Origin of the sequence: Martinezella rhizogenes (genome assembly GCF_007002745.1) — a bacterium.
GTDB lineage: Bacteria > Pseudomonadota > Alphaproteobacteria > Rhizobiales > Rhizobiaceae > Agrobacterium > Agrobacterium cucumeris.
In genome coordinates this window covers 199,757-211,681 of record NZ_SGNY01000009.1, presented here as the reverse complement: position 1 = coordinate 211,681, position 11,925 = coordinate 199,757, and the positions used below count along the sequence as shown (strand labels likewise).

General features: G+C 59.7%; 11 protein-coding genes. 4 read left to right on the top strand and 7 right to left on the bottom strand.

All coding sequences use genetic code 11. The features are described from left to right. Window positions 1–123 precede the first annotated feature (123 nt). From EXN68_RS22700 to EXN68_RS22685, 4 genes are all read right to left on the bottom strand, one after another. Complete coding sequence (locus EXN68_RS22700; protein WP_142842975.1) at window positions 124–642, bottom strand: hypothetical protein; 519 nt, start codon at window positions 640–642, stop codon at window positions 124–126. 160 nt (window positions 643–802) lie between these two features. Next, window positions 803–1,753, bottom strand: coding sequence for an MYG1 family protein (locus EXN68_RS22695; protein WP_142842974.1), 951 nt, complete (start codon window positions 1,751–1,753; stop codon window positions 803–805). Between the two features lie 284 nt (window positions 1,754–2,037). After that, window positions 2,038–3,264: a glycerate kinase family protein gene (locus tag EXN68_RS22690; protein ID WP_142842973.1), complete on the bottom strand. Its 1,227-nt coding sequence runs from the start codon at window positions 3,262–3,264 to the stop codon at window positions 2,038–2,040. Between the two features lie 142 nt (window positions 3,265–3,406). Beyond that, window positions 3,407–4,885 (bottom strand): SLC13 family permease, encoded by a 1,479-nt coding sequence (locus EXN68_RS22685; protein ID WP_237681448.1) that lies wholly within the window; start codon window positions 4,883–4,885, stop codon window positions 3,407–3,409. Between the two features lie 103 nt (window positions 4,886–4,988). Between EXN68_RS22685 and EXN68_RS27710 the strand changes: the two genes are divergently transcribed. Beyond that, entirely contained in the window at window positions 4,989–5,402 is a 414-nt protein-coding gene (locus EXN68_RS27710) for a hypothetical protein (protein WP_142842972.1), read from the top strand. Between the two features lie 100 nt (window positions 5,403–5,502). Here EXN68_RS27710 and EXN68_RS22675 read toward each other — a convergent pair whose 3' ends face one another. Next, a complete protein-coding gene (locus EXN68_RS22675; RefSeq protein ID WP_237681447.1) occupies window positions 5,503–6,912 on the bottom strand; it encodes a S8 family serine peptidase in 1,410 nt (469 codons plus the stop codon). Between the two features lie 113 nt (window positions 6,913–7,025). Here EXN68_RS22675 and EXN68_RS22670 point away from each other — a divergent pair, with 113 nt between their 5' ends. Next, window positions 7,026–7,568 (top strand): RNA polymerase sigma factor, encoded by a 543-nt coding sequence (locus EXN68_RS22670; protein ID WP_142842971.1) that lies wholly within the window; start codon window positions 7,026–7,028, stop codon window positions 7,566–7,568. Continuing rightward, on the top strand, window positions 7,565–8,317 hold the full coding sequence (locus tag EXN68_RS22665; protein WP_142842970.1) for an anti-sigma factor family protein: 753 nt from the start codon (window positions 7,565–7,567) through the stop codon (window positions 8,315–8,317). Before EXN68_RS22670 ends, EXN68_RS22665 begins: the two co-directional genes overlap by 4 nt. A gap of 107 nt (window positions 8,318–8,424) precedes the next feature. On the opposite strand, the gene EXN68_RS22660 is transcribed toward EXN68_RS22665, so the two are convergent. Continuing rightward, window positions 8,425–9,672, bottom strand: a complete 1,248-nt coding sequence (locus EXN68_RS22660) for an MFS transporter (RefSeq protein WP_142842969.1) — start codon at window positions 9,670–9,672, stop codon at window positions 8,425–8,427. Window positions 9,673–9,762: 90 nt separating this feature from the next. Between EXN68_RS22660 and EXN68_RS22655 the strand changes: the two genes are divergently transcribed. Further along, window positions 9,763–10,614, top strand: coding sequence for a LysR family transcriptional regulator (locus tag EXN68_RS22655; RefSeq protein WP_142842968.1), 852 nt, complete (start codon window positions 9,763–9,765; stop codon window positions 10,612–10,614). Window positions 10,615–10,676: 62 nt separating this feature from the next. On the opposite strand, the gene EXN68_RS22650 is transcribed toward EXN68_RS22655, so the two are convergent. After that, on the bottom strand, window positions 10,677–11,924 hold the full coding sequence (locus EXN68_RS22650) for a glucarate dehydratase family protein (RefSeq protein ID WP_142842967.1): 1,248 nt from the start codon (window positions 11,922–11,924) through the stop codon (window positions 10,677–10,679). Between the last annotated feature and the right edge of the window lies 1 nt (window position 11,925).

The window sequence follows — 11,925 nt, the reverse complement described above, 5'->3', positions numbered from 1 at the left end:
AACAGCCGCTTGAGCGGAGGCCTGAAATGGCATCGAGGTCGGCTGCCTGACGGATTTACGGCTCATTCACTGCCGTGATCGCCAGAAGCAAGGTGGTGGCATTGGCAGCTCGCGTGCTGATATTCAGCCTGGGGCGAATTCGCAAGCCAACAGGGTTTTATCGCCAAGAGCGTCACCTTCCCGGGCGACAATGGAGACTTTTCCGGGGCCTGCCAGACCTTCCGGGGGCTGCAGGTCCTGCGAAAGTTCCCGCGCATAGCCTTTGCTGGACGTGCCCATCAGGTCGGAAGTTTCTGGCTTCAAATCATACTTCGCTGCCAGATCGTCGGCACGCTGGCCCTTGATCAAAACGCCGACCGCGCCATTGGCGAAGAACACTTCATCAGTTTCAAATCCATCGCGGCCGATCTGAAACGGAAGCGTGTAGATCGCCGCGCCCAGTGACGATGTGTCTGGTTTTGCAAGCTTTTCCGCCGCATCGTAAATCTCGGTCGCAGATGTCATCGAGTAAGGCGGATTGCACAGCGCTGCGTCATAAAATGTGGGATCGGTTTCGGCCGCCACAGCGCTTCCGACTTGAAACATGGCGAAGGCGACGCACATTACGGCCTTGCCGTGACGAAGGTGTGTGAAAGCGAGCATGGGCGATCCTTGAAATTTGCCTGTCGTCTATTAGCGGAGATGCGTCAGGTATCGCCTTTGCTTGGAGCACCAAAGTCTACGCCTGTCGATATCCGATGGAGCCTTTTCACAAAAACAGCCGGCTGGCGCGCGAATAACGCGACAGCGACAGGCCGCTAAGTCACGACTTTATCGCTGTCGCCTCCTTGCCAAGGGAGAGAGCCTCTTTCACCGCCAACTCCGCCATGGCCAGCGCAGCATCGCGGGTTTTGGCCGCTGCGACAAACCGGCCGTTGTGGCAGAAGCTCGCACCTTCGACGCCAGACACCGCTTCCAGATCCTTGTCCGTCAGACCGGCCCAGGCGGCTGGCAGATCCGCCCGTAGATCAAAGCCCTCATCGGCGCGACGGATACCGGTCAGGCACCAGTCGCTGTTGCGGGGGTGAACGACAAACAGCAGATGGTCGGCGCCCGACTTCACGATGGCGGGCCGAAACGGCATTCCCACCGGCAGTTCCAGAATATGCCCTTCACCTGCATCCACGATGGCCCGGTTCACAAGCGCCTCAGCCCGCAATTTTGCAGCACTGTTGGCAATCTTCGCCTCGATGAAGCTGCGGGCAATGGCGAGCGCCGCATGGAAACTGCGATTGTCCGCGTCCGGATCTGTCTCGTCAAAAACGGGCTTCAGGGTTTCTAGCAAAACAGGCAGCGTTAGCCCAGCAAGTGGCCCGGCGACGGAAGGGCTGAGCGCGCCATTGTCGACCAGATCGACCGGCAGCACAAAGCTGGTATCGAATGCGGCATGGACGGTTTCGATATGATCTTCCGGGACGCCCGAGGCGGCAAGATAGTCCCGGCCGAAGTGCTTCCAGATCAGGCCGAACGAGCTATAGGGTTGGCCGTCGTCCCGCAACGGCGCGCCGCGCTGGTGGTGGTCGAAGATTCTGCCTGCTGGGTCATAAGCGCCACCAACGTCGTAGATGATGCGGTCCGGACCGGGTGTGATCCATTCGGCTGCCCTGCTGCGAACGAGGCGGGCCTGGGGAAAAAGCCGGGTCAACACGACGCTGGACAGAAGTTCATCAGCATGGAAGCCACCGGAATGGGTGACGAGGAAGTCCGGGATCATGTCAGGATACGCCTTGTTGCTTGCGGAAGGCCCGCTTTGGGGCTGGGCATCTGATACCCTGTGCCGGACGTCATCTCAACCCGCCATTCGCCACGGAGACCAAAAGCAATGATATGCCGTACGTTCTCAGGTAGGTGTGGCCTTCCTGTGCGAGTTACAGCATCAATGGCGCGCGAAATAGCCAGAAAACGTCGTGACACCTCCCCCCACGGGCGCTGCCGCGTATTCCTCGATACACGTCTGGCAGCGCCGGTTCAGGCGAGATATCGGGAGAGGTTCCGTGCTCAAGGGCGAGCGCCGGCGAATGCCTCAGGCATACCGGTTCCAATTGAGGACGGAACGCGAACTCGTCCCCTTATTCGCAAGGTTGTCCCGATCATGATCATCCGGACGGCATCCTCTGCCGCGCGGGCCAGAAGCTTCGGTGCCGATGATATCGCATCTTCCAGGGAGCAGGGTCGGGTCAATATCGAGGCGAAGGCATCAATACCGTATTCGAGATTAAGCCTTACGCCCTTGCCGATCGTACCAGCAAGGGCAACCACGGGAACGCCGGCCTCCTTGGCCCTGCGGGCGATTTCGGCTGGAACCTTGCCGAACGGGGTCTGGCCGTCGAGGCTTCCTTCGGCAGTGATCACCAGATCGGCGTTACGCAGATAATCATCAATATCGAGATATTGCATGACGATATCGTAGCGGGGATGAAGCTTGCCGCAGAGCAGGCCCAGCACTGCCGCTCCCAGTCCGCCCGATGCGCCAGCACCTGGTGCTGAGCCGACATCAAGACCGGTGGCGTCTTCGATGCGTGCCGCGTAGATGTCCATCGCCGCAGCGAGCTCTTCCACCTGTTGCGGCGTCGCGCCTTTCTGCGGCCCGAAAACGCGGGCGACACCTCGCTCCCCGAGAAGCTGGTTGTGCCAGTTCACGGCGGCGTCAATCCGCACCCCGGACAGGCGTGGATCCCGGTTGCCGAGATCGATGCGGTTCAGCTTCGCCAAGGCTGCACCGCCACGGTCGAGATCGCAGCCGGCGGCGTCGAGCAGTCGAACGCCCAGCGCCTGCGCCATGCCGGCACCGCCATCATTGATGCCGCTGTCGCCGCAGCCGAGCAATATCCGCTTCGCGCCACCGTCAAGTGCCGCGCGCACGAGTTCGCCGACACCATAGCTGGTGGTGAGGCAGGGATTGCGGCGATCACGCGGGACAAGGCTGAGGCCGGCTGCCGCGGCCATTTCGATGACCGCCGTCGGCTCGGGGCATCCACCGAGAAATCCGATAAATGCGGAGACAGGTTGTCCAAGCGGGCCGGTCACCGTCACCGGGTGGATCGTGCCATTGGTGGCGCCGATCAATGCCCGGGTAAAGCCTTCGCCACCGTCGGCCATGGGTGCCTTGACGACCTCCGAGCCGGGAAATGCACGCAGAACACCTTTTTCAATGCAATCGGCGGCCTGTTCGGCTGAGAGACTTTCCTTGAAGCCCGAGGGGGCAACAACAACGCGGAAGGGCATGGGAGGATCCTTTCATGACAAGTATGTGACATTGGGGAAACGTGCCGGATCAGCGCTTATTCCAGCGATTAAAAAAATTAGTCGGATAAATAAAAAAGGTCGCATGTCGCGACCTTTAATTCATTGCAGTTAGTTGCTTATGTTAGATTTTTTGCGAAAGACCCTGCATCGGCCAAAGAAATATTGCCGACAAGATGAGCAAGAAAATGAAGGGCGGCAGGAGGAAATAGCCAAGCTTGCGCAGGTCGGCCTGAGTGAAGGCTGCGGGCTCCATTCCACCGAACAGGACGACCGGTTTTGCCGATACCATCGTCATCTGGCAAAAGCCGCTTGCCAGTGTCACCACCATCACCAGCACGGCCGAATCCACGCCAAGACCAGACAGTGGCAGTGCAAAGGCGGGAACGAGAACCGTGACCCGTGCCGTGCGCGATGTGATCACCAGATGGGAAAAAGTGGCGACAATCACCGCAAATGAGATGACGATGACAGGTGCGGTGATCAGGCTCTGGCGGAACACAGCCACCAGCCGATCCGCCAGCATCTGTGCCGTGCCGGTCTCGATCAGCGCTTCGCCGATGACCAGCGTGCCGGCCATGAAAAGAAGCAGGTTCCACTCAACGGTTTTCAGGGCTGCCTTCAATGTCATGCCGGAGACGTTCGGCATGCAGAGGACAAGAGCTGCCACCATGCCGATCAGCGCCATTCCGACACCGTGAATGGAATGGGTGGAAAACATCAGGACGGTGCAGAAGACCACACCCGCGACGATGATCTGCTCTCTGGAAAAGGGCGCGCTGCGCGTCAGCCCTACTTTGCTCTCCGGGGCCATGTTGCGTTCCTCTCTGGTGAGAAACACATGCAACAGGATGGCGCAGGCGATCAGGCAGGTGACGAGCGAAAACGGTCCGGCCAGTACCAGCCAGCCGATGAAATCCGGTTGCGTTCCGGTGAGGCGTGACAGGAACCCGGCAGCGACCAGATGCGCCCCGGCGCCGATCAGCGATGCGCCGGCGGAAAGCAGAATGATCGTGGGAAAGAGCAGCCCGAGGGCACGGGAAATGCGGCTATTGTCGATTGCGCCTGACAATCCGAGATATACCGGCATGAGAATGGCGGCCCGGGCCGAGGTGGAAGGAATGATAAAGGCGGTCGCGAAGGTCAGAAATGTCAGCATCCAGAACATGGAGCTTATGCTGCGCATTCTGGGCATCAGTCGTGCCGTTACCTGCTCGATGAGACCTACGTGCCGTAATACACCGGCAACTACGAAGGCCGACAGAAGAAGCCAGATGATGTCATTGCCCAGTGACTGGTAAACCAGATTTTCCGGTATCGCGCCGACGACGGCAAGCGCGATAGCCCCGGTCAGGGCAACCGGCGTTTCAGGCAGCTCAAGGATCGTCCAGGCGATGATGGCCGACAAAAAGATGAAGAGTGTCGCCCGCATCGGCATTGTCAGGTCGTCGATTGCCAGAAAGATCAACACGGCGGCGAAGGCAGTCAGCAGCATCGCCACAATCTGTTTAAGGCGCCGCACGGAAATCGTAGCCTCGGTCATGATGGTTGTCGGCAGGTCTTTCTTCAGATTTGCCGTGGGCAAGGACATGAGATGCGCCACCAGTGGCCTCCTTTGCATCGCGCCGTCATCAGAAGGCAGTTTCGGATCGGGAGAGCCGTCCGCGCGGCACAAATTTCCCCCTGTGTCCTGTTATGAACGTTCGATGACGATGAATATTCCCGACGGAGGCAAGTTTTTGAGGGCAGGCGGTGGCCTCAGGAAATTGTCTTTGCGCGGAATAAAGCCGCGTCCGCCGCGTTCCTCGTCGGGTACCGACATTGCAGGTACCGACATGAAACACGAAAGGAGAAACGTCATGAGGCAGATTTTTGCCGCAAGCGCCGTGGCGCTGTTTGCCACGGTAACCTTCACGGCTGCAGCATCGCCGGCATATGCCACGCCGATACAGCCGCAGCTACCGCTTCTTGCGCACTCTCACATCGTTTTGGTGGATGATGGCGACGACGACGATGACGATGACCGTCGCTTCAACCGCCACTATCGTTATGACAACGATGGATGGCGGGGGTTCCGCGGCAGCTCCCGCGATAACGACGACGATGATGATGACGATTGATATCGTCCATCAAGATCTGACGTTTATGCCCGGCCTCGTGCCGGGCATTTTCATAAGAGCTGCTGCATGGATAACGCAAAATAAAGTGAGGCCGGCAGGCTCAACTCTGGCACAAGGTTCGTGCGTTCAGCAGGCCCCAACCGAAAATCGTGTCCTTGCCCGGTGCGCCCATGTCGCTTGCCGACTGCGCCAGGGCATTTGCAACGTCGTTCGGCCGCATGTCCGGGTTTGCGCCCAGCAGCAGTGAGGCCGCCGCCGTTACAAAGGGCGCAGCGAAAGACGTGCCGCTCTTCTGCCTCCCGCCGGAAATGGAGGCGGCCGTCCACACGCCGACGCCAGGCGCTGCGATGTCGATGTGCTCGCCGCGGACGGCGCGCCGATATGGCTTCATGCTTCTGTCCACGGCCGTCACCGCGATAACATCCGCATAGGCGGCGGGGTAAACCGGCTTGGCGTTCGGACCTTCATTGCCGGCTGCGGCGACCACTATCGTGCCCCTGTCGATCGTCGCGCGCACCGCCTTTTCAAGCAGCGTGTTTGCGGGCCCGCTCAGGCTGAGGTTGATGATCCGGATTGTTCTGGCGGCGAGTACGTCAAGCGCTTTGATGAGATCGTATGTTTCGGCAATATCTGCCGTCTTGCGATAGCGCTGGAAGGCATCTATCGCCACGAGGTGGCCGGCGGGGAGGAGGCCGGGCGCACGGCTGCCCGCGGCTCCGACCAGAAGGGCGGCGACTGCGGTTCCATGCTGTTCACCCGATGGTGCTTCCGCACCATTACCAAGCTGAACGACCTCAATTGCCGCGTCAGCGAGCGATGCGTGTCCGGCATTTATGGCGGTGTCGATAAGGCCGATTGGCAACGGCGCGGCGCAGCTTGCCGGTCGTTCCTGACCACCATCGAGAGGCCAGCCGACCATATGCCTCACCAGCCTGCAGCCATCACCAGAACAGGAAGAAGCATCCTGCTGTTCCGGCTGATAGAAATGGTTGAAATCCACGGATGCCGAGGGAGCTGTCGCGATGACCGCCTGCCGCGCGTTATCCAGTGTCATGCCCCGTGGTATCGTCAGCTTGACCAGTTCACTGCCGGTAAGCGCTATGGTCGTTCGTTCATCAACGACAAATCCTTCCTGCGTCAGGTTTGCAATCGCTGGATCGTCGAGGTCGAGCGCCAGGATTTTGTCGGGTGCGCGTTCCGGAATGGCGACGGTCCTTCGCTGCGGCGGTCTTCGCTCTGTTCGCTGGAATGGCCAGCTAAAAAGCGAACGCAGATCGCCGCGAGGACGCCGGTCGTCGCTGCTGCGGTCTCCCCCTCCGGAAGAGCTGCCATATCCGCTACCGCCACCATCATCGTCATCGCTGCCGCCATCATCATCATCGTCTGCCAGCGCTGCGGAAATACCGGGAGCAATGCCCGCCGATTGCAGCAGCGGCAATGCGGCCAGCGAAAAGGCGGCGATGAGGACAATGATAAAAAAACGGAAACGAAGCGGTGCAGTCTTCGACAAATGTCTATCTCCGGTAGAAATTACACTCGAAACATTCCGAACATATGTGGGAATGTTACCTCAGGTAGACGTTTGGCTCGACAGATTATTCCGTTCCGTGCCAAACAAATCGCATGATGAATGAAACGCCCACAGTGCCGCAGCGGCTGGTCGAGTTCCTGCCGAACCTGCGTCGATTTGCGATTTCGCTCTGCCATTCACGCGAATTGGCCGACGATCTGGTGCAAGCCGCCTGCGAGCGGGCAATCGTTGCTGCCGACAGTTTTGCGCCCGATACCCGGTTCGATGCCTGGATGTTTCGTATCCTGCGCAACCTCTGGATCGATCATCTGCGCCGTGCCCGGACCGCTGGTCCGCAGGAGGAAATCGAGAAAGCGCATGATGTGTCGGTGCCTTCGGGAGAAGCGGCCACGCATGCCCGCATGGAACTGATGGAGGTGGTGGCGGCCCTGCAGAAACTGCCGGAGGAGCAGCGCGAAGTGCTGGTTCTCGTCTGCGTCGAAGAGCTCAGTTACCGCGATACGGCCGATGTTCTCTCCATTCCCATAGGCACGGTCATGAGCCGGCTGGCGCGGGCCCGCAAACATCTGGCGGAACTGACGGGAATAAGTCTGGGCGAGAAACGTTCGTCAGATACGAAAGGCGGCGTTGCATGACCATTGAACATTTTGACGACGAGACATTGATGGCATTTGCCGATGGCGAACTTGACGAGGCGACCAGCCTTCGTCTTGAAACCGCGCTTGAAACGGATGACGCGCTTGCCGAACGCCTTGCCGTTTTCCTCGACACGCGGACGGCGCTAGCCTCGGCGATCAAACCCTTGATCGATGAACCGGTGCCGGATGCGCTTGCTGCATCGGTCCGTCGGATGGTTGAAGATGCCGAAGCGAAAAATGCCGATATAGAGGGTGCCAAGGTCATCGCTTTCCGCGGACGGGAAAAGCCGGAAATATCCCACCTCAGGCAGCGCTGGCTGATGCCGGTTGCGGCCTCCGTCCTCGCCATTATTACCGGTCTCGGCGGTTTTGTCGCCGGGCGTAGCGGCCTTGAATCAGGCGCATCGGTCAAGGATGCATTGTCTGCTGCGCTGGACCATCAACCGTCCGGCGGCGATGTCGCAGTCGGTCAATCCGAAGTGCTGCGCATCGTCTCAAGTTTTGTCGATGGCCGCGGCGTATTCTGCCGCGAATACGAATTGAAACGACAGGAAGAAAACACCCTGGCCGTTGCCTGCCGCTCTGATGGCGCATGGGTGACACGTCTCGCCCTGTCTTCACCCAGGGCTGACGGTTATGTTCCGGCGTCTTCACAGGAGACAATCGACACCTATCTGATGTCTATCGAAGCCGGCGGCCCACTTTCCGCGACGGAGGAGCAACGGATGCTTTCGAAGGCCGAATGAGGTGGAGTGCGCGTCAGCGGAGTTGCCTTGCCTTCTTGGGCAAGGCCCTTGCTTCGTCCCCTGTCAAAGCACAGCGACGTCTCGAATGATCTCTTGGTTCAGCTTGTTCACGATGAGCCGATCTGAGAGATCGAGGGGCGCAGCGAGATTGCCAGGGGCAGCGCCGTCACAACCACCGGCAAGATCAGTACAGCCCATGCTGCCCCATAACCAAAACCGTCGACCAAAAGCCCGAATATGTAGGGGCCAATTGCCATGACAGCCAGACAGATCGTGGACGCGAAGGCGATTGTCGATGCTATCGAACCTTTCGGGGCGCTCTCGGCGATCTGCAGAAGATAAAGCGGAAACCAGCCTATCCCGAATATCCCCAATATGATGAGCACCAGGAGGATCACCAGCGGCGGAGTGCCGACGGGAAGAAGTGCCAGGATTGTGGCCGCGCCAGCGGCAATGACGGATACGAGGCCAAAGGATTGGCCACGAAGACCGGGCCGGAAACGATCGCTGAGCCATGGCAGCAGAATACGGCCGGGAATGCCCGCAAGCTGTGTGGCAGCAAACATCGAAGAAGCGACAAAGAGGCCGAGGCTCAATCCATCCGCCATGAAGCCGATGGCGTGTGCGGTCAGGGTGAATTGAAACGCGGACATGGCGATGCCAAGCCGCAAGACGGGCCAGAAGCTGCGATCCTGTCCGACGATGCGGACGAGTTTCGCCAAAGGCAGTGGACGCTCGGTTTTGGCGGCCAAATCGCCCCCCTCACGATACAGCCCCCAGAAGAGCGCCGCGCCGGCGATGGAAATACCGGCGCAAAGCCATGCCGCGGCATGCCACCCGTAACGGACCGCCATGAACGGCAGGAGAGCGGCTGCAATCATTGTTCCGAAGGGAACGGCGGCCTGTCTGAACCCTGTGGCTATGCCGCGTTTGGCAGGCGGGAACCAGCGCATGATCGCCCGCGTGCCGCCCGGTTGGACGGCCGCATAGGTGCCGCCAAGAAACGCGATGCAAACAAGCAGCGCGGGCAGGCTGTCTGCGAATGCCGCAGCGCAGGCCATGGCGATAGCCATGCCGAGCATGGCAATGCCGACGATGCGACGTTCACCGTGAATATCAATGGCACGGCCGAGCATGAACATTGTCGCGATCTGCACACCGTTCATGACGGTCACGGCAAGCGAGGCAGATGCGAGGGAGACCCCGAATGCTTCCCGCCAGAAGGGCACGAGAATGTAAATTCCCTGCGATACGAATGAACCTGCGGTTTGCGTTCCGACCGCCACGGCAAGGACTGCCCAGATCCGGGGATCGGTCGCGGACGTGGGCGAGGACAAAGAAATCTGTGACGACACGAAAGGCTCCTATCAGGTTCTTCGTGCAGTAACCTTTCTGTTCAACCGACAGAATTACGAGCTTGCAAGTTTCAGCGATAACAGCTTGTTATGCAAGCCATGCGCTCATTGGATCCTGAAGCCGTCGAGGCTTTTCTTCTCGTTGCCGAATTGCAGTCGTTCACGCGGGTTGCAGGCGTGATGAATACGACGCAGGCGGCCATATCCCTGCGCTTGCGCCGGCTGGAAGACCTGCTGGGGCATCGCCTCGTCGAACGGACGCCACGCCGCGTGCGGTTGACGGCTGCAGGCGAACGCTTTCTGGAGCCGGCACGGGCCTATGTCGCTGCCGGTCGTCGTGCGCTTGATGTCTTTGGGCAGGAGCCAACGCGTCTGGCGATCGGCGTCACCCATCATCTGATCGGGGCCGACCTGCCTCGGATACTTCGGGTGGTCAGCGAGCGCGAGACAAGCGTGACGCTTCATCTTCGGACGGCCGGCACACGAACCCTGCTTGACCTCTATGACGCCGGAGAACTCGACGCGATTGTCGTGCTGCGGCACGATGATATCCGCCGGGATGGCGAGCTTCTGTTTCAGGAGAGCTTTGGCTGGTATTGCAGCGCGGATTTTGATCTGCCTTCAAACACCCCGCTGCCGCTGGTACTTCAACCCGAACCCTGCAATTTGCGCGCCATGGCTCTTCGGGCGCTGGAGACGGCGGATATCCCCTGGCGCGAAGTATTTGTCGGCACCGGTGCCACGGCGGTCGGAGCCGCGGCCGAAGCCGGGATTGGCATAGCACTTCTGGCGCAAAGTGCAGCCCCCGCCGGTGTGCGGCAGGTCAGGAGCCGAGTGCTGCCGGAACTTCCGAAACTGGATGTCGTGATGATTTCGACGGTTACCGGCGACAGTGCGAATGCCGTGCTTCGACGCATCACCGGGGCATTTCGATCATCCTGATCTGGCGTGGGGTTGGCCGTAAGCGCGAAGAAATCGCCCACTTGAGTTCCGGCCATGCAGGCTTACCAACGCGGCACACGCCTTTCATAATCGGGGTCGAAGAGCTTCATGTAGGCTGTGTCGTCGCGTTCCTTCATCGCGGTCTGCTCATAGAGAGCCGCAAGTTCGGTGAGCTTCTGCCGATTGAGGCTGACACCAAGTCCGGGCGCTGTCGGCACATCCAGACGACCGTTTCGGAATGTGAAAGGGGTGGCCTCGATCACATCGACGCCTGTCCATGGGTAATGTGTGTCACAATCGAAATTGAGGTTCGGCGTTGCGGCGGCCACATGCACCATTGCAGCAAGGGTAATGCCGAGGTGGGAATTGGAATGCATGGATACACCAAGCCCCAGTGTCTCGCAGGTCTTTGCGAGATGGGTCGAAGCGCGCAATCCGCCCCAATAATGGTGATCGGACAGCACGATCTGCACCGCATTTTTACGGAAGGCGTCGGCGATCTGGTCGAATTCCAGAACGATCATGTTGGTGGCGAGCGGGATTGAGGTTGCGGCCGCCACCTGCGCCATCTGGTCCATGCCGATGACCGGATCCTCGAGATATTCCAGAATATTTTCAAGCTTGCGGGCAATGTAGATGGCCGTTTCCACCGTCCAGCCGCCATTGGGATCGATCCTCAGGGGGTGATGGGGGAAGGCTTGCCGCAGCTTCAGCATCGTCTCGATCTCGAGATCGGGATGCAGCACGCCGCCCTTCAGTTTCAGCGATTGAAAGCCGTAGGCGTCGACCATTTTCCGGGCTTCGCCGACCATCTGGTCAGGGGTCAAAACCTCCCCCCATTCATCCGCTGCTTCGCCGATATGGCCTGCAAATTTGAAAAACAGATAGGCGCTGAAAGATACGCTTGTGCGAACCGCGCCGCCAAGCAGGTCTGAAACCGGCCGGCCGAGCAGCTTGCCCTGTATGTCAAGGCAGGGGACCTCGAAGGCCGAGGCAACCACATCCGTCAGCTTGTGATCGGCGACAGCCGATTTGGCATTGATGCCGCCACCGCCCGGCAAGGCCGAGATGACACGCGATTTCAGTTCGTGAAGATGAAACGGGTCCAAGCCGACGAGGGCTGGCGCGGCGCGGCGCAACCCGTCCAGCGCCTTGATGCTTCCGTAACTTTCCCCAAGCCCGGTCGTGCCGTCGTCGCATATGACTTCGATAATGGTGCGCAGCGCATGGGGTTGATGGACACCCTTGCAATTCAGCAATGGCCGGTCGGGAATGGCGACCGGAGTGAGGTGGATTTCGGCGATGCGCATA

Bases quoted from the DNA above. Each gene is read 5' to 3' on its own strand.
- EXN68_RS22700 (WP_142842975.1), bottom strand. From the start codon at position 642: ATGCTCGCTTTCACACACCTTCGTCACGGCAAGGCCGTAATGTGCGTC.
- EXN68_RS22695 (WP_142842974.1), bottom strand. From the start codon at position 1,753: ATGATCCCGGACTTCCTCGTCACCCATTCCGGTGGCTTCCATGCTGAT.
- EXN68_RS22690 (WP_142842973.1), bottom strand. From the start codon at position 3,264: ATGCCCTTCCGCGTTGTTGTTGCCCCCTCGGGCTTCAAGGAAAGTCTC.
- EXN68_RS27710 (WP_142842972.1), top strand. From the start codon at position 4,989: ATGACGATGAATATTCCCGACGGAGGCAAGTTTTTGAGGGCAGGCGGT.
- EXN68_RS22670 (WP_142842971.1), top strand. From the start codon at position 7,026: ATGATGAATGAAACGCCCACAGTGCCGCAGCGGCTGGTCGAGTTCCTG.
- EXN68_RS22665 (WP_142842970.1), top strand. From the start codon at position 7,565: ATGACCATTGAACATTTTGACGACGAGACATTGATGGCATTTGCCGAT.
- EXN68_RS22655 (WP_142842968.1), top strand. From the start codon at position 9,763: ATGCAAGCCATGCGCTCATTGGATCCTGAAGCCGTCGAGGCTTTTCTT.
- EXN68_RS22650 (WP_142842967.1), bottom strand. From the start codon at position 11,924: ATGCGCATCGCCGAAATCCACCTCACTCCGGTCGCCATTCCCGACCGG.